The 17,367-nt window shown below is 70.0% G+C and carries 11 protein-coding genes and 1 pseudogene; 6 read left to right on the forward strand and 6 right to left on the reverse strand.

All coding sequences use genetic code 11. The features are described from left to right. Positions 1 to 19: 19 nt before the first annotated feature. Positions 20 to 7,273: an RHS repeat-associated core domain-containing protein gene (locus ACFQV6_RS11610; RefSeq protein ID WP_378027412.1), complete on the reverse strand. Its 7,254-nt coding sequence runs from the start codon at positions 7,271 to 7,273 to the stop codon at positions 20 to 22. 223 nt (positions 7,274 to 7,496) lie between these two features. On the opposite strand from ACFQV6_RS11610, the gene ACFQV6_RS11615 reads away from it, so the two are divergent. Further along, positions 7,497 to 7,979: a helix-turn-helix domain-containing protein gene (locus ACFQV6_RS11615; protein WP_378027413.1), complete on the forward strand. Its 483-nt coding sequence runs from the start codon at positions 7,497 to 7,499 to the stop codon at positions 7,977 to 7,979. On the opposite strand, the gene ACFQV6_RS11620 is transcribed toward ACFQV6_RS11615, so the two are convergent. Together ACFQV6_RS11620 and ACFQV6_RS11625 are read right to left on the reverse strand one after the other, a co-directional pair. Further along, a complete protein-coding gene (locus tag ACFQV6_RS11620; protein WP_378027414.1) occupies positions 7,957 to 9,036 on the reverse strand; it encodes a Dyp-type peroxidase in 1,080 nt (359 codons plus the stop codon). The two genes, ACFQV6_RS11615 and ACFQV6_RS11620, sit on opposite strands and share 23 nt — an antisense overlap. A gap of 96 nt (positions 9,037 to 9,132) precedes the next feature. After that, the gene (locus ACFQV6_RS11625) at positions 9,133 to 10,146 is read right to left on the reverse strand and encodes a LacI family DNA-binding transcriptional regulator (protein ID WP_378027415.1); all 1,014 of its coding nucleotides are present in this window, start codon (positions 10,144 to 10,146) and stop codon (positions 9,133 to 9,135) included. Positions 10,147 to 10,364: 218 nt separating this feature from the next. On the opposite strand from ACFQV6_RS11625, the gene ACFQV6_RS11630 reads away from it, so the two are divergent. Next, a complete protein-coding gene (locus ACFQV6_RS11630; RefSeq protein WP_378027416.1) occupies positions 10,365 to 11,330 on the forward strand; it encodes a glycoside hydrolase family 6 protein in 966 nt (321 codons plus the stop codon). A 47-nt stretch (positions 11,331 to 11,377) separates the two neighbouring features. On the opposite strand, the gene ACFQV6_RS11635 is transcribed toward ACFQV6_RS11630, so the two are convergent. Further along, on the reverse strand, positions 11,378 to 11,599 hold the full coding sequence (locus tag ACFQV6_RS11635) for a hypothetical protein (RefSeq protein WP_378027417.1): 222 nt from the start codon (positions 11,597 to 11,599) through the stop codon (positions 11,378 to 11,380). Positions 11,600 to 11,848: 249 nt separating this feature from the next. On the opposite strand from ACFQV6_RS11635, the gene ACFQV6_RS11640 reads away from it, so the two are divergent. From ACFQV6_RS11640 to ACFQV6_RS11655, 4 genes and pseudogenes are all read left to right on the forward strand, one after another. Then, entirely contained in the window at positions 11,849 to 12,082 is a 234-nt protein-coding gene (locus ACFQV6_RS11640) for a hypothetical protein (RefSeq protein ID WP_378027418.1), read from the forward strand. Next, entirely contained in the window at positions 12,045 to 12,410 is a 366-nt protein-coding gene (locus tag ACFQV6_RS11645; RefSeq protein WP_378027419.1) for a siderophore-interacting protein, read from the forward strand. Before ACFQV6_RS11640 ends, ACFQV6_RS11645 begins: the two co-directional genes overlap by 38 nt. A gap of 444 nt (positions 12,411 to 12,854) precedes the next feature. Further along, the gene (locus ACFQV6_RS11650; protein ID WP_378027420.1) at positions 12,855 to 13,913 is read left to right on the forward strand and encodes a lytic polysaccharide monooxygenase; all 1,059 of its coding nucleotides are present in this window, start codon (positions 12,855 to 12,857) and stop codon (positions 13,911 to 13,913) included. 278 nt (positions 13,914 to 14,191) lie between these two features. Beyond that, a pseudogene (locus ACFQV6_RS11655) lies at positions 14,192 to 15,094 on the forward strand (non-reducing end alpha-L-arabinofuranosidase family hydrolase); the annotation flags it as partial. Positions 15,095 to 15,309: 215 nt separating this feature from the next. Here the strand turns inward: ACFQV6_RS11655 and ACFQV6_RS11660 are convergent. Together ACFQV6_RS11660 and ACFQV6_RS11665 are read right to left on the reverse strand one after the other, a co-directional pair. Further along, positions 15,310 to 16,248, reverse strand: a complete 939-nt coding sequence (locus tag ACFQV6_RS11660; protein WP_378027421.1) for an alcohol dehydrogenase catalytic domain-containing protein — start codon at positions 16,246 to 16,248, stop codon at positions 15,310 to 15,312. A gap of 332 nt (positions 16,249 to 16,580) precedes the next feature. Then, on the reverse strand, positions 16,581 to 17,327 hold the full coding sequence (locus ACFQV6_RS11665) for an SDR family NAD(P)-dependent oxidoreductase (protein WP_378027422.1): 747 nt from the start codon (positions 17,325 to 17,327) through the stop codon (positions 16,581 to 16,583). Positions 17,328 to 17,367 lie beyond the last annotated feature (40 nt).

The raw sequence follows: 17,367 nt of genomic DNA on the forward strand, positions 1-17,367 counted from the left end.
GCCACACTCTACCGGCGGGTCACTTGTACGTGGCGTAGTCGCAGGTCGCGTAGTCCGGGTCGTAGTAGGACTTGTCCTTACTGATCTCCTTGCCCTTGCGCTTGTGCGCGTCGATCGCCTTCTCCGTGGTCAGCTCGATCTTCTTGCCCGAGCTCTTGTGCGTGAAGTCCGGGCCGACCGTGTGGTACTCGAACTTGCCGGGATATTGGGCCTTGAGCTCCTCCCAGGTCATCTTGTGCACCTCGGAGCCGCGGAAGATCCAGCGCAGCCACTCCCCCTCCGCGTCGATGGCCGCGTTCTGGTCCGGGGTCAAGCGCTTGTCGACGTTGTCCCAGCCCTCTTCCACGATGTCCCGGGCGATGTCCTCGATGACCTTGCGCGGGTCGTCGGGGTCCTCCGGGAGGCTCGGACCGCCGCCGCTGCAGGGCTTCTTGGGCTTGGTGCCCATCGGGTCGGTCAGCCCGGTCGGCTGGTTGTCCACGTACGAGTAGGGGTTGATCCCGCCGATCACGCCGATCGGGTCCCGGCTGACGAAGCGCTGCTGGCCGGGCGCGTAGTAGCGGGCGCGGTAGTGATAGAGCCCGTTGCCGTCGTCGGAGCGGCCGGTGAACCGGGCCGGGTTGCCGAGGTCGTCACCGTCGACGGTGGTGGCGCCGAACGGGTCGTACGTGTACTCGGCCGCGATCGCCGAGCCGTCGGCGGTGGCCACCGTGCTGCCCAGCGCGTCGGTCAGCAGCGACTGCGAGCCGCCGGACGTGCTGCGCGTGAAGATCTCGTCGAGCCCGCCGCCGAGGATGGTGGCCGAGATCGCGCCCGCGGTCCTCTCCTGCAGCGCGTTGTCGCCGTCGTAGAGATAACTCGTGGTGACGCCGGCCTGGGTGCGTCCGGTCCGGCGGCCGAAGGCGTCATAGGCGTACGAGGCGCCGCCGAACGAGGTCAGCTCGTTGCGCGCGTTCCAGGCGTAGGTCGCGACCCCGTCCGAGGTCAGGTTGCCGTCGGCGTCGTAGGTGAAGCCGTTGCGCTGGTCGGCCGCGTCGTAGGTGACCGGCCCGGACTCGGCCGGCAGGTCGACCCGGGCGAAGGCGCCGGTGACGCGTACGGTCCGGCCGACCTTGTCGAGCGTGTAGCCGATCGAGCCGAGCGTGCTGCCGCCCTGCCGGTAGGTGATCCCGGTGAGCCGGCTGACGTCGTCGTACGCGTACGTCTGGGAAAGGTTGCCCGGCAGCGAGAGCGAGTCGCGCCGCCCGGCCGCGTCATAGGCGATGGTCGTGGTCTGCGCGCCCCGGGCGACGGTGGTGAGCTGCCCGGCGCCGTTGTAGGCGTAGGTCGTGTCGGGCTGCCCGGCCACCGCCAGCGTGGTGCGCTGGTCGGCGGCGTTGTAGGCGTAGGACACCGTGCCGCCCGGTTCGGCGACCTGCACGTTGCGGTTGAAGTTGTCCGGCGTGATGGTGACGGTGCCGGAGACCGAGTCGGTGACCGTACGCAGCCGTCCACCGGCGTCGTACGTGTATCCGGTCCGGCTCTCCTCGCCACCGGAGGTCACGCCGAAGCGCACCAGGCTGACCGAGTCGTGCTCGTCGTACGCGTATTCGGTCAGCTTGCCGCTCGGGCTGCGGACGGTTCGCGTGTTGCCGTTGGCGTCGTAGGTGTAGGTGGTTGCCCGGCCGAGCGGATCCGTGACCGTGGTGACCTGGTCGGACGGGTCGTACTCGTAGACGGTCGTGTTGTCCCGGGCGTCGGTGAGCCGGCGCAGGTTGCCGTTGGCGTCATAGGTGAAGCCAGTGGTGCGGCCGATCGGGTCGGTCTGTTCCCGCAGCCGGCCGGCCGCGTCCCAGACGGCGGTCGAGACGTTGCCCTCGGCGTCGGTCTCGCTCAGCACCCGGCCGCCGCTGTCGGTGAAGGCGCGGCTGACGTTGCCCAGCGGGTCGGTGACAGTGGCCGCGTCGCCGAGCTGGTAGCCGATCTGCGTGACCTGGCCGGCCCGGTCGGTCGACCGGATCACCTGCCCGGCCTCGTTGGTGTCCAGGACGACCTGACGGTTCATCGGGTCGGTGACCGTACGCAGCGCGCCGTTGGCCTGATAGCCGTAGGTGGTCGCCCGCTGCAGGGCGTCGATGGTTCGGCTGACCTGCCCGAAGGGGCCGTTCCGCTCGATCCGGCGGGTGCGGGCGTCGGCCGTGCCGGCCAGCTCGGTGATCGCCGTGATCTTGCCGGCCGCGTCGTAGGTCAGCTCGGTGCGGCGGTTCAGCGGATCGACATACGCGATGGCCACGTGGGTGTCCGGGTCGCGGACAGTCGTGTAGGTCCGCGCGGCAGCCGTGCCGTGGGCGGTCGTGTCGCTGGTGACGTACCCGCCCGCGTCGAAGGTGACCCGGCGGATCAGGCCGCGCGGATCGGTCAGCTCGGTCGCGATGATCTTGCCGGCCGCGTTCGTGGTGTACGCGAACCCGTAGACCGCGTTGCCCGGCATCGTCTGCCGGATCACCCGCCCGCTGGCGTCGTAGTCGTTGGTCAGGTAGACAGTGCCCCGGGCGTCCCGGATCGTCTTGAGGCGCCCGTCCTCATAGGTCTGCGTGGTGACGCCCTGGACGACGTCGGTGACCGTGCTGAGCCGGCCGTTCTCATAGGCGTAGGTGACCGCCCGGCCGAGCACGTCCTCGGCCCGGGTGATCCGGTTGTCGGCGTCGTAGCTGAACTTGATCCACTTGCCGTTGGGCGAGGTGACCTGGGTGATCGGCCCGCGCGCCCGGGTGATGCCGTCGGTCCACGGCGGCGAGGGCGCCCGGGTGATCGTGACGGTGTTGCCGTGCCTGTCACGGATCGCCTGCAGCGGCGCCTCGTCGCCGAAGACGTACGTGGTGCCGTCGCGCAGCCGCAGGTCCCAGCCGTCGCCGTTCCAGGCCAGGATCGACCCGCCGAACTCGGTCGGGGTGGGGTCGGCGGCGAAGACGCCGTTGACGTATCCATTGGGCGGCTCGCCGCCCGGGCTGATCCGGTGGAACCGGATCCGGCCCCCGTCCGGCAGGATCAGCCAGCAATCGTAGAAGCGGTTCTCCGAGTAGAGATCGAGGGAGTAGCTGAACTTCGCGCCGATGCCGAAGGCCCGCCGCCCGGTGTCCGCCTGCTGGTAGGTGCGGGTGACCGAGATCGGCATGACGTCGTCGAGGGCCAGGTCGGTGTGCTCGTCGACGAGCAGGCCGGTGCCCAGGTCGACCGGGTCGCCGCCGCTGGCGCCACCGGCCGTGGCCGGCTGGGCCTCGGGCGGCGCGTCCTCGCCCGGCGTGATGAGCATCGCGCCGGTGAACTGATAGACCTCGGTGCCCTTGTCCGGCGTGACACGCTTGCCGTCCGGCGAGACGGTGCCCTTGCCGTAGATGAACCAGCCCTTGCCGGCCGGGTCGTAGTGCCAGAAGTCCATCTTGGCGCCGGGCTTGGCGTGCGTGAAGTTCGGATAGATCACCCGGGCGCCGGTCGGGAAGACGTACGAGCTGCCCGGCTGCACGGTGAAGTAGCTGGGCACCTGCGAGCGCGGCAGCGGGAACGGCGCACGGTCGGTCGGTATCGCGGTGATGCCGAGCTCGGTGACCACCTTGCCGTTGACGTCGCGGACCACGGCGCCGGCCGGGAGCTTGACCTCAAGGCCGGGGATGGCCGGGGTGCCGATGGTGACCTCGCCCTTGGTGGGGGTCTCGAAGGTCACGGTGTGCTGGGTGTCCAGTTTGGACAACCAGATGGTGTACGGGAGAACGACTGTCTGCCCGGCCGTCAGATCGACGCCGATGTCGTGCAGCCCGAACCGCCGCTGCGGCGTGGAGGCCGAGGCCCCGTCCACCCGCAGCACCCGATGCCCGGCGCGCAGGCCGGTCAGCAGGAACCGTCCCTGCGCGTCGGTACGGGCCCGGATGCCGTCGACGCCGACCGTCACGTTCGCCAGCGGCGTGTCGTCCAGCGTGCGGACCCGTCCGCTGAGCGCGGTGACGCCCGGTCCGGCGCGCACTGGATCGGCGGCCTTCTGCGGCGCGCCGCGTCCCGTGGACCAGCCGTTGCCGGCCAGGTTGGCCCGGCTGGGCTGCCATCCGGCGGGGTCTCCGGCGGCGGCGTTCACCGAGGTGAGGCTCTGCCCACCCGGGTACTTCTTGGCCGTCGGCCCGGCGCGCCCGGCAGCCGGGTTCCGGGCCGGCACCGCCGGCTCGGCGATCTTCCGCGGCGGCGATCCCTTCGGAGTCAGCTGCTCCGGCGCGGCGGCCGCCGTGCGCGTCCGCAATGTCGCGGTCGCGTTGCCGGTGAACGAGTAGGGGCTGATCAGGATCTCGTAGGTGCCGGAGATGGGCAGGCTCGGGATGCTGACCGTGGCGCTGCCGTTGATCCACGCCAGTTGCTCGCCGTTGGGCCGGCGTACCCAGACGTAGGGGTAGTAGGGCATGGTCACGTTCGTGTACGCGATGGCCAGGTTCTGTCCGGCCGTGCCCACATAGGTGAACCAGGTCGCCTGCCCTGCGCGCGGCGCGGACACCGTCTTGGCCGCGTTCAGCGCCCAGGGGCCGCCGCTGATCTGCGCGGACGCGGTCAAGGTGACCGCACCCGAGCCGCGGTCGGAGGCCATCACCGAGAGCCGGTAGGTGCCGGCCGGCAGCTGATAGGTGTCCGTACTGGATTCCTTGGGCAGGATCTCGGCCAGGATCAGCTGGCCGGACGGCCCGACCAGCCGGATCTGGATCGTGGTGGCGGCGAAGGTCCACCCGGTGAAGCCGAACGACAACCGCTGGTTGGCGGTGACGGCCATGGTGGTGTCCACATAGCGCCCGGCGCTGGACGCGGTGAGCGTCTTGGCCACGCCGCCGACCGTGGTGGCGCCGGCGTCGATGGCCTGGACCAGCGTGAAGGTCATGCTCCCGGTGGTGGCCGCCCGCGGCTGGATGTCGAGCCGATAGGTGCCGGCCTGGGTGAACGGCTCCATCGCGAGCCAGATGTCGTCCAGCCACCCGTCATAGATCAGGAATCCGTCCGGCCGGGTCACCCGGGCCCAGGCCCAGTAGGTGTAGCCGTAGTTGCTGACCGACAGGCTGAGGCGCTGACCGACCGCGCCGGTGAACGTCATGCGGTTCGGCTGACCGAGCCGCGGCGAGCTGATCGTCTTGGCGGTGCCGACGGTCACCGCGCCCGCGGCGATCGTGGGCGACGCGGTGACCAGCACCGACCCGGTGGCGCCGGCGGTGGGGCGCAGCACGACCCGATAGGTGCCGGTGGTCGCGGCGGCGACCGTGATGGAGCTCAGTGAATACGCGTACGTGTCGTGGATGACGACCCCGGCCGGGTTGCTGACGCTCATCGCGAGGCGCCCGCCGGACGGCAGCGTCCAGTTGCTGAAGGCCACCGTGAACTCGTCGCCGGAGGTGATCGGCACAGTCAGCGTGACCGCCCGCCCGGCCGTGAACGACACCGAGGTGCCGGCCCCGGTGAGGCTGAGCGCGCCGCCGGACTGCGGGAGATAGAGCCCCAGCGTGTAGTTGCCGGTACCGGAGTTGGTGCTGACCAGCAATGTGTAGGTGCCATCGGCGGGCAGCGCCGGCAGGTCCGACCAGCTGGCCTGCACACCGTACAGGGCCAGCGTGGCACCGTCCGGGCCGAGCAGCTCCACGGTCGGGTAATAGGGCATGGGGTAGTCGGTGAACTCCAGCCCGAGCGTCTGCCCGGCGGCCCCGGTGAAGGTGAACCGCGAGTCCTGCCCGGGGCGGGTGACGCTGACCGTACGGGTCGAGCCGACCGCGACAGCGCCCTCGTTCCGCGCCGTGGAGAGTGTCAGCGTGACCGAGCCGGTGGCCTGGTCGCGGGCGCGCACGAGCACCGTGTAGCGGCCGGCCGCGTGGGTGCTGAAGTCGGCGTCGAAATCGGGCAGGTCGAGGACGTGCCGCCAATAGCCGTAGGTGCCCGGCCGCGGGAAGACCACTGGTACGCCGTGCGGGTCACGCACCTCGATCGTCAGCGAGTCGGACGGCAGCGTGACGCCGGAGACACCCAGCCCGACGCGCTGGTTGCCGGTCGAGTCGAAGGTCAGCTCGGCCTGCAGGCCGGCCCGGCTCAGGTTGATCGTGGGGGCCGCGCCGTCGAGATTGAGCGCGCCGGCCAGGCTCTTGGACAGGGTGGCGGTGATCGTGCCGGTCGCGGTGGCCGACACCGGCTGGAGCACCACCTGATAGGTGCCGGTGAACGGCAGCGGCCCGGTGGTCCAGCCGCCGCCCAGCCGGGACACCAGCCAGGGCGCGTCGAACTCGTCCCGCCCGATCGACCCGCCGAACGGCGTGTAGCCGTAGATCCGCACGTCGCCGACCGTGGAGCCGGTCAGGCCGAGGCTGAGCCGGTCACCCTTCACGCCGGCGTAGCGCAGCACCGCCACCTTGCCGGCGGTGGAGAAGTTGACCGTGGTGGCCGCGCCGTCGACGCTCAGCGTCACCGACGGCCCGATGTCCCCGGCGCCGAACGGCGTGGTCACCGCGGTGAAATCGGTCGAACTGGTGGCCGTTCCGCCCGGCGTGGCCACGCTGATCCGCCCCGACACCGCGGCGCCCGGCACGACCACGGTCAGGCTGGAGGCGCCGGCCGCGGTGACGCGCGCGCGGGTGCGCCCGAACGAGACGTTGTTCTCCTCCGGGGTGCCGGAGAATCCGCTCCCGGCGATCGTCACAGCGGTCCCCGCCGCCCCGCCGGCCGGGCTGAACGAGGAGATCGACGGCGCCAGCCGCGCGGCCGTGACAGTGAGGATCTGCGTGCTGGTCGTCGACGCGGTCCCGGTGGCGACGGTGACCGTCCCGCTGGTCGCCCCGGTCGGGACCGTGGCCACGAGGCGCGTGGCCGAGGCGGCCGTCACGGTGGCGGCGGCGCCGTTGAACGACACCGAGTTGGCGCCGGTCGTGGCGGCGAATCCGGTGCCCGCGATGGTCACCGAGGCGCCCACCGGCGCGCGGCTGGGCGTGATCGCGGAGACGGTGAGCGCCCCGGCAGCCGAGCGGGTCACTCCGGTCGGGTTGCCGGCCGCGTCGTAGGAGTACGCCGCACCGGCGCCGTCGGACGAGTGGCTGACGCCGCGGAGTTGCCCGGCGCCGTCGTACGCGAAGTCGGCCGGTGCGCTCGCGGCGGCGGCGACCGGCCCCTGTTGGGCGAGCGGCTCACGGTTCGGTGGCGCGGCCGCCGCGGGCGCGGCCGCCCCGGCCACCGACAGCTGCCCGGCGAAGAGCAGCCCCGCGAGGAACATCCCGATCCGGCCACGACCACTCATGCCGACCTCCCGCGCATAGTCGCCCGGAGTCGAGTGTCGGCATCACAGAGATCGGCGTCGATAAGTTGCCCCGAACGCGGGACAGAGGCGGGACAGCGGAGATCAGCGAAGGGCGGTGACATTTATCGATATCTGCGACGTTGAGCGGGACGGAAGTGGGACATGGCCGAGGCGTGATCTGCTGGGACCCCGAGACAGTCACCTTGTTCATGGGGGTGTAACCGTGATTGTCGATACCGGACCGCGCGAACTTTTCGCCACCGAACTGCGCAAACTACGCGAACGATCCGGACGGACCCTTCGTGAGCTGCAAACGATCACCTTCGCCAGCGACTCGGCCCTGTCCCGTTACTTCTCCGGCCGCTCGGTGCCGCCGTGGAACGTCGTGGCCGCGCTCTGCGGCCTCACCCGCACTGATCCCGAACGGCTCAGGCCTCTGTGGCAACAGGCACACGCCCGCCGCCGCCATACAGCGTCCAACCCGGACCTTCAGGAGGGCCCGAGCCTGTCGAAGACCGTGTACGCCCTGTCCGAGAGCATCGCCGTGATCTCCGCCCAGATCGCCGAGGCCATCCGCGCCGCCCACGCCCTGGGCGAAGCCGTGCCCCAGCACCTACTCGCCCTCCAGTGCTCCAGCGCCGACGCGGCCACCCGCCTCCGCACCGCCCAGTGCCTCCTGGCACTCAGCCCGCCAACAGATCATTGAGCACGGCCACCGACGGCGGCACGAACCAGTAGCCGCCGCCGAACGGCAGCACGTACCGGTCGAGAGCCTCCCCCGCAAGCCGCCGCTGTGTGGCCGCGAAGCCCGCCTCCGGGTCCCGCTGGAAACAGACGAAAACCAGCCCTTGGTCAGCGTCGTCGCGCCGGTAGGAGAAGCCACGGCGGAGGATGCGGTGGGCCTTGCTGTCGGCCGTCCGGGGGTCGGCTCGCCGGATGTGCGAGTCGAGCGGCGTCATGGCGCCGTCCGGATCGGACTGAAAGTCGAAGGTGTCGTCCTCGGCCCCGCCGGCCAGAGGCGCCCCGTCGTCGCGGCGCCGGCCGATGATCTCCTCCTGCCGCGCCGGCGCGTCCCGGTTCCAGAGCTGCACCGCGAACCGGATCAACCGCACCACCTGATAGGTGCCGCCGAGCGCCCAGGCCGGCTCGCCCGACCCGCGGCCGGCCCAGACCAGGTCGTCCATCAGTTCGGTATCCCGGGGATCAGGGTTGCCGCTGCCCTCCCGAAACCCGAACAGGTTGCGGGCGCTCGCCAGCCCCGCCCGGGTCCGGGTGTTCTCCGCCCGGAACCCGGCCAGCCGCCATCGGGCCCGCAGGCCCTCGCCGAGTCTCCGCACCACCTGATCGAGCACGTCCACCGACGACCCACCCACCTGAAGAAGCACGTCCCCGTGACACCAGGCGCCGTCGAGCACATCGTTGGGGAACGCGGTCATGGCCGTCAGAAGGCGCGGCCGCTCCGCAGCCGGCGCGACGCGACCATCGAAGAACGACGCCCCCACCCCCACGGTCACTTCCGCGGTACCGCTCGCCGCCACAGCGGCTACCCGCTCGACCAGGCGAGCCACGGCCGGCGCGGGCTCGTCGCCCACGTCGAAGGCGGCGAAGACCGCGTGATCCCCGGGCGCTGTAGTCACACCGTCCTGATGCGGATAGGACACCGGCGCGACCGAGGCCGAGGGGACAGACGGTGCGGAACACCCGGCCAGAGCGGCGGCGGCCGCGCCGGCCACTACGCCGCGGCGGCTGAGTCGAGGGCCCACAACCCCGCAGCGTACGCATTCCCCGGCCGCAGGGCGGCCCTCGGCGTGGTTGAGGGACAACAGTGGGACAGATCCTCGTGGCGACCGCCGCGCCGATCAGGCGGATCCGCGCCGCACCAGGCGGGTGGGCAGGATGAGCGACGCGGGATCCTGACCGGCGATCACCGCGACGAGCATCCGCGCCATCTCCTTGCCGAGATCCTGGATCGACTGGTGGATCGTCGTCAGGGGCGGATCGGTCTGCTGCGCGATGCCGAGGTCGTCGAAGCCCACCACCGCCACGTCGGCCGGCACGGACCGCCCGGACTCGGCCAGCACGCGCAGGGCACCGGCGGCCATGTTGTCGCTGGCGGCGAAGACGGCGTCGAGATCCGGGTGGAACTGCAACAGGGCTCTCATCGCAGCGGCGCCGCCGGTCTCGGTGAAGTCGCCCTCGGCGGTGCCGTACGGGGTGAGGCCGGCGATGATCAGCGCCTCTCGGTATCCGCGGTAGCGCGCCGCACCGGCGTCGGTGGACATCTGGCCGGTGATCGCGGCGATGCGGGTGCGGCCGAGACTGGTCAGGTGCTCGGTGGCGAGCCGCGCGCCGCCCGCGTTGTCGGAGTCGACCCACCACTGCGGCTGGAGGTGCAACGGCCGGCCGCCGTAGACGGCCGGGACCCTGGCCTGGGCGACGATGCGTGCCAGCGGATCGTCGCCGTGCAGCGCCATCAGCATGAGGCCGTCGACGCCGCCGGCGCGCAGCAGGTTGGTCAGCCGGGACCGGCCGCGGCCCGAGCTGGCCAGACACAGCAGCAGATGCAGATCGGTGTCCTCGAGTGCCGCGGACACCCCGACGATGACCTGCGCGAAGAAGGGGTCGGCGAACAGCTGCGGGTCGTCGTGGGAGACCGCGAGCGCGACGATGCCGGTTTGCCGGGTGGCCAGGGCGCGGGCGGTGCGGTTGGGCAAGTAGCCCAACTCCTTGATCGCCCGCTCGACGGCGTCGCGGGTGGCGCGGCTGACGTGCGGTGCCTTGTTGATGACCCGCGATGCCGCAGAGCGTGAGACGCCGGCCCGCTCGGCCACCTCGTCGAGGGTGGGCTGCCGCCGGGGCGTCGATGCTGTCATCTGGCTGCCGGGTCCTTCCTGTCCGCAGCGATGGTATCGATGCTCCCGCCATAGCCCGTCTTTCTGGGAGCGCTACCAGTTCTCCTTGACATTACTGGTCTGGATGTCGAGCATCAGATCGAGACATGGAGATATATAAAACTGGAAGCGCTTCCAGTCTCAGCTCCGGACGGCGCACCCCCGCAGCCGATCCCCCTCCGATGCTCAGGAGACCGTTGATGAGCCGACCTGTTCGTTCCCGGGTGCTCGCCGCCCTGGCCCTCGTGGTTCCCGCAGTGCTGTTCAACGCACCGGCCGCGCACGCCGATCCGATCAGCCAGACCAGCGGCTTCTACGTCAATCCGAACTCCAGCCCGGCGGCGTGGGTCGCCGCCAACCCCGGTGACGGCCGGGCCGCCGCGATCCGCACCGCCATCGCCCAGAAGCCGATGGCCGGCTGGTTCGGCAACTGGAGCGGCAACATCGCCGGCGCGGTCGGCGGCTACGTCGGCGCCGCCGACGCGGTGGACAAGCTCCCGCTGCTGGTGGCGTACAACATCCCCGGCCGCGACGCCTGCGGCGGCCACTCCGGCGGAGGCGCGGGCAGCGTCGCCGCCTACGACGCGTGGATCGCGTCGTTCGCCGCCGCGATCGGCAACCGGCCCGCCGTGGTGGTCCTGGAACCCGACTCACTGGGCGACTTCAGCTGCATGAACCAGAACCAGATCAACGAACGCGTCGGGATGCTCTCGCGCGCCGTCGGCCAGTTCCGGTCCAAGGCGCCGAACACCTGGGCCTACCTCGACGCCGGCAACCCCGGATGGATCGACGCCACCACGATGGCGCAGCGACTCAACTCGGCGGGGGTGTCGGGCGCCCGTGGTTTCGCGCTCAACGTGTCGAACTACTTCACCACCGGAGAGAACGTCACCTTCGGCAACCGGCTCTCCGCCGAGCTGCGGCGGTACGGCTACAGCAAGCCGTTCGTGATCGACACCAGCCGCAACGGCAACGGCGCCAACGGACAGTGGTGCAACCCCGCCGGACGCCGGATCGGCACCCCGACCCAGATGGGTGGCGGCGCGGAGATGCTCCTGTGGCTCAAGACGCCGGGCGAGTCCGACGGCAACTGCGGGGTCGGCGGCGGCTCGTCGGCCGGGCAGTTCCTGCCCGAGGTCGCGTACAAGATGATCTACGGCTACTGACCGTGCGGGCCCGGCCGTACCGGCCGGGCCCGCACGGCTCCCCCTGGTCAGTGGCTCGGCCTGATGCCGATCTTGCTGCGTCCGGACTCGTGTGCGCCGTCCTTCTTCTCGAGCGTGGCGCAGGCGGCGGCGATGTCCTGGGCGAGCATGTCGACATGCTGCCGGATCATCGTCTCCTTCACGAGCGCCCGCATGATCGTCACGTGCTGGGCGTTCGGCGGGAGGGTGTAGGGGGCACCATCCAGCCGCGCTCGGCCGACAGCTGCCACCGCAGGTCGAACTCGTCGAATCTCGTCGGTGACAGCACGACGTGCGGCGTCTGGCGTCCCTTACCACGAATCAGGCGACGTCACGAAACACCGTCCGCGCCGTCAGCCGCCTCTGCCAGCCACCTGTCACGGTCGGGGTCTCCGGACAGATAGAGCAGCCAGCGTAGAAGCCCGACACCATCATCGCGCCGCAGTCCGTTCGTTACGGCATGCGGAGCTATCGCCGTAGCAACTTGGTTCTGGACCGGGATGGACGTGCAACTCGTCACCACCGACGGGCAGACCTCGGCCGTGCTACGCCGCGACGGCACCCTGTTCGGCGTCCTCATGGTCACCGCCTCCACCGCCGGCATCGGGCAGCTGCTGTGGATGGTCAACCCCGGTTGTCACAAACCGGCACGTCATCCGGTCTTCCTTCGCGACAGCGAAAGACCAGAGGACGCGGATGCGAACGAGTCAGGTAGTCGGTGGCTACCGGTCTGACGATGTCCTGCCCCGGTTCGCCCAGGCCTGCCGGTCCGGAGACACCGCCGCGGTCCGGGCCGTCCTGACCGCCGAGGCCATCGCGGTGTGCGACGGCATCGGAGTCGTGTACGGCCGGGCCGACGTGGCCTGGCTCGCCGGTCTCCTGCTGGCCGAACGGCCGCGGACAACGATCACCCACGAGGCCGTAAACGGCCGGCCCGGGCTGGCCTTGCGCTGTCTCGGCCGCGTCGTCGCGGCGATCGCCACCGAGACCGCCGGAACCCGGATCACCGCCCTGTGGATCGTCCTCGACCCGGCCAAACTCCGCGCCTGGCACCGCGACTGAGCCTGGCCCGGATCCATCGGCCAGTTCACCGGTGGGCCGGCCGAGCTGCCGATCTACCGACGCCGCTGACGCCACCGGCTCCGGGAAGGCGTTGGCGACAGAAAGTTTCTTCCGCAGGAGTCAGCCTTTCGTAACCGGCCTCTGCGTGAAATGCGGTGTTATAGGCGTCCGGCGAGGTACTGCCGTTCACAGGGTGGCCCAATATCTACCGGAATGCCGTGGCGGCACCCTGCGCAGGGGCCTGCGCCGACCGTAACTCATTGACGGTCATCGAAGTGCGCGGTAGGTTCCGAACGAAATAGAGTCATTAAGAGATTGAAACTTTCTAGTCGCAGCGATGCGGCAGAGGGCGCGCGTCAGCTGCGCCAACGCGAAACGCGCGTCACCATGCACGCCGGATCCCCCTCCGGCGCGTTCCCCGTTCCCCCAGCACCTGGAGGCACCGTGTCTTCCTCCGGCACCCTCGGCCGACCGCGGGTCCGCCGCCCGCTGACCATCGCGGCGCTGGCCGCGATGATCCTTTCCTCGTTCCTGCTCGTTGCCCGTCCCGCCTCGGCGCACGGTTCGGCAATCGACCCGCCGTCGCGACACTATGGCTGCGCCCAACGCTGGGATACCACCTGGGACAACCCGGTCATGGAAAAGCTGGACCCGATGTGCTGGCAGGCTTGGCACGCGAACCCGGCCGCGATGTGGACCTGGAACGGCCTGATCCAGGACAACGTCAACAACGACCATCAGGCCCGTGTCCCCGACGGGACACTGTGCGGCGGTGGCGACGACACCTACACCGCCTTGGACACCCCGGGCTACTGGCGGGCTCAGAACGTGAACAACACCTTCACTTGGACCATGCACGACCAGGCCCGGCACGGCGCCGCCTACATTCACCTCTACGTCACCAGGCAAGGCTTCGACACGACCACGCAGCGCCTGACGTGGGACGACCTCGAACTGGTCAAGGACACCGGCCCCTTCCCGGATTCAGGTTGGCCGACCCGGCCGAACGACCCGATCCTCAACGGTGTCGACTACTCGTTCCAGGTCAGCGCGCCGGGCCGGACCGGCCGGCACATCGTGTACGCGGTCTGGCGGGCCGGGCACGCCGACCAGAACTACTACATGTGCTCCGACGTGCGCTTCCCCGGCGGGAAGCCGGACCCTGCACCGCCGTCCGCACCGCCTCCGCTGCCGGCCGACGCCGGCTGCCACGCCACCTACAAGCTGGTCCAGCAGGAGTCCGGACGATTCCAGGGCGAGATCACAGTGTCCGCCGACGCCGCGGCGATCCGGGGCTGGACAGTCACGATGCAGTTCCCGAACGGCCAGGTGGTCGACTCGGCGTGGGACGCGAACGTGGCCGCGAACGGCCCGAACTGGGCGGCCAGCAATGTCGGCTACAACGGCGCGTTGTCCGCCGGCGCCAGTAGCAAGTTCAGGTTCCTGGGCAACTGGCTGATCACCAATGATCCGCCCAAGCTCAGCTGCGCGGCGACTGCATAGGTTCCCTGCCCGGCGGGCCGGCTCCAGAGTCGTCCCGGCCCGCCGGGCGCGGTCCGCGCCCAAGCCCGAAGCAACGGTCCCGCGCATCCTGTCTGCCAAAGGAGATCACCATGCCACTCACCCGTACTGCGCCCTCGCGGCCCCGGCTTACGGCGTTAGCGGTGAGCGCTTTGACCATCGCGACCGGCACGCTGTCAGTTGTCGCGGGGCCCTCAGCGTCGGCGGCCACCGCATGGAGCCGGTCGAGCAGTTCCAGCAGCACTTCCTCGGCCGCGGCATGTGCTCTTCCCTCAACCTACCGCTGGACGTCGACGGGTCCGCTGGTGAATCCGAAGCAGGGGTGGGTCGGGCTCAAGGACTTCACCAACGTCGTTTACAACGGCAAGCATCTGGTCTACGCGTCGACGACCGACACCGCCGGTTCGTACGGCTCGATGAACTTCGGCCTCTTCACCAACTGGTCAGACATGGCCTCTGCCGGCCAGAACGGGATGTCCTCCTGGGCTGTCGCGCCGACCCTGCTGTATTTCGCCCCGAAGAACACCTGGGTGCTGGCCGGCCAGTGGGGTGCGACAACGTTCTTCTACAAGACGTCGAGCGACCCCACCAACGCCAACGGCTGGTCAGCGAACCAGCCGCTGTTCTCCGGAACCATCGAGGGCTCGTCCCCTCTAGATCAGACACTCATCGGGGACAGCACGACCATGTACATGTTCTTCGCCGGCGACAACGGCAAGATCTACCGGTCCAGCATGCCCATCGGCAGATTCCCTGGCAGTTTCGGTACGACGTCCACAGTCGTCATGAGCGACACGACGGCCAACCTGTTCGAAGGCGTTGAGGTCTACAAGGTGCAGGGCCTGAACCAGTACCTCATGCTCGTCGAGGCGATGGGCGCAAACGGGCGCTTCTTCCGCTCGTTCACGGCCACCAGCCTGGGCGGCACGTGGACACCGCTGGCCGCAACCGAGAGAAACCCGTTCGCCGGCAAGGCCAACACCGGAGTCACCTGGACCAACGACATCAGCCACGGCGACCTGGTACGCAACAACCCCGACCAGACCAAGACCATCGATCCCTGCAATCTGCAGCTGCTCTACCAGGGACGCGACCCCAAGTCCGACGGCGTCAGCTACAACCTGCTGCCATGGCGGCCCGCGGTGCTGACCTTGCAGCGCTGACGCCGTGAACAGTTAAGAGGTCGTCGCCCGCATCGACGACTGGCTTCTCGCCAACACCGCGGCGAATTGGCCAGCGGGCCCAAGTTGCTCGGCACTTCCAGGAACCTGCCGATGAAGAACCGAAGGACAAGCCGGAGAGGGCGATCAGGCCGTCCTTGCGGCCGGCCACGTCGCCGGGTTGGGGCGTCGGCGCTGCACCAAACGGTGTGCCGACCTCAGTCGCGCACGGCAACGTTGCGACCGGAGACCATACCTCGCCGAACCGCGCCGAGGCCCTCGCCGATCTGGTCGAACGAGAGAGTGGTGATCTCAGGCGCGAGCTCGCCCCGGCCGAGGTACCCGTACACAGCGATGACGTCTTCCTTGCCGGCACCGAGGCTTCCGACGAGCGTGACATTCTTCGTGACGAGCAAGACGACGGGGATCGAAGCGTCGGGCTTACCCGCGCCGATCTGCACCACGCGGCCGCCGGGCTTGACCGCCTCGATGGCCGGGCCGGTCGTGTCGAAGCCGGCGAAGTCGATGATGACGTCCAGTTCGAGCGGGGCGAGGTCGGCCACGGACGTGAAGAATCCGGCAGCACCGATTTCTTCGGCGGTGGCGCGGCGCTCTTCGCGGACGTCGACTCCGTAGGCCTCGGCACCGAGCAGCACCGCGATCCGGGCGCCGGTCTGCCCGAGCCCGCCGAGCCCGATGACACCGACGCGCGTGCCCTTGTGGACGCCCGCGGTGACGGCGACGGCGTGGTAGGACGTCGCACCGGCGTCGGTGCCGGCCGCGGCCTGTGCGAAGGACACGCCCTCCGGGATTCGCACCAGTTCGTCGACCCGGGCGACGGTCTGTTCGGCGTAGCCGCCGTCGCGCCCGACGCCCGGCCCGTTCAGGTCGACGGCGGCAACACCCACCGCGTCGCCCACCGCGAACCCGTCGACCCCCTCACCTACGGCGCGGATGACTCCCGCGACCTCGTGCCCGAGCACGATGGGCAGATGGTTCGGCATGCCCGGCACCTCGCCGTCGATGAACGAGATGTCGGTGTGGCAGAGGCCGGCGGCCTTGATGTCGAGCAGGACCTGGCCCGGGCCCGGGACCGGTTCAGGAAGCTCGACGTTCTGCGGGGCTGTGCCGAAACTGGTGAGCTGCCAAGCCTTCATGGCGATTCCTTCGTCTTGCGAGGGTGTGGGTGGCTGGGTGGCGGGGCGGCAACCGCGTAACGCGCCGCTTGGTACCTCGGTTCGCCGTCAACGAACGGTCCGGTCTCTGTGACGGGCCCGCTCGGTCGGCGGAGTGGGCGGCGGTACTCAGTCCATGGCGAGAATCAGCTTGCCGAACCCGTGTCCGGTCTCGCTGTGCCGATGAGCTTCGGCTGCCTGGGCGAGGGGAGCCCGGTCTCGGCCACCGAAGGCAGACCGGCCGCTTCGAACCAGGACATCGTGGGTGGTCGTGGGGCCGTGGCCGTCGGGTCCGACGACTGCTCGCATGAGGCTCACTGCCACATGAGCCCGCCGTCGATGAGCAGGCCGGCGCCCGTGACAAAGCCGGCCTCGTCGGAGAGCAGGTACGCGACGGCGGCGGCCACTTCCTCCGGCGTGCCGAGCCGGCCGGCCGGGATCATCTCGGCCCACTCGCGCTGGTTCTCCTCGGGGAACGACGCGATGCCGGGAGTGGCGATCGTGCCCGGGCACACGGCATTGACCCGGATGTTGCGGCGGGCGTAGTTCAGCGCGGCGTTCTTGGTCAGGCCGATCACGCCGTGCTTGGCGGCGGTGTACGCGGCCATACCCGGGGCGTTCTTCACACCCGCGTTGGAGGCCATGTTGACGATGCTGCCGTGCCCGGCGCCGACCATGACCTTCAGCTCGGCGCGAAGGCATAGGAACGTGCCGCGCAGGTCGACGCCCATGACCTGGTCCCAGGTCTCGATCGACAGCTCATGCAGGTCACCGGGCACGTGGCCGATGCCGGCGTTGTTGACCGCCAGGTCCAGTCCGCCGAGGAACTCGACCGACCGGGCGATCAGCTCGTCGACCGACGCCGGGTCCGACACGTCGGCGACGACCGCCGTCGCCTGACCGCCGTTGCCGAGGATCTCCTCAACGGTGCCCTTGGCGCCGCTCTCGGAGACGTCGGACACCACGACCCGTGCACCCCGCGAGGCCAGATGCACCGCAGTGGCCCGGCCGATACCCGCTCCCGCCCCGGTGACGAGCACTCCCTTGTCCGCGAAGCTCATGACGTCCCTCTTCCGCAGCCGCCCGCAGGCGATCCCAATG

Origin of the sequence: Actinoplanes sp. GCM10030250, from assembly GCF_042666575.1 — a bacterium.
Classification (GTDB): domain Bacteria; phylum Actinomycetota; class Actinomycetes; order Mycobacteriales; family Micromonosporaceae; genus Actinoplanes.

Coding starts and splice junctions, on each gene's coding strand:
- ACFQV6_RS11660 (WP_378027421.1), bottom strand. CDS start 16,248: ATGAAGGCTTGGCAGCTCACCAGTTTCGGCACAGCCCCGCAGAACGTC.
- ACFQV6_RS11630 (WP_378027416.1), top strand. CDS start 10,365: ATGAGCCGACCTGTTCGTTCCCGGGTGCTCGCCGCCCTGGCCCTCGTG.
- ACFQV6_RS11645 (WP_378027419.1), top strand. CDS start 12,045: ATGCGAACGAGTCAGGTAGTCGGTGGCTACCGGTCTGACGATGTCCTG.
- ACFQV6_RS11665 (WP_378027422.1), bottom strand. CDS start 17,327: ATGAGCTTCGCGGACAAGGGAGTGCTCGTCACCGGGGCGGGAGCGGGT.
- ACFQV6_RS11610 (WP_378027412.1), bottom strand. CDS start 7,273: ATGAGTGGTCGTGGCCGGATCGGGATGTTCCTCGCGGGGCTGCTCTTC.
- ACFQV6_RS11640 (WP_378027418.1), top strand. CDS start 11,849: ATGGACGTGCAACTCGTCACCACCGACGGGCAGACCTCGGCCGTGCTA.
- ACFQV6_RS11625 (WP_378027415.1), bottom strand. CDS start 10,146: ATGACAGCATCGACGCCCCGGCGGCAGCCCACCCTCGACGAGGTGGCC.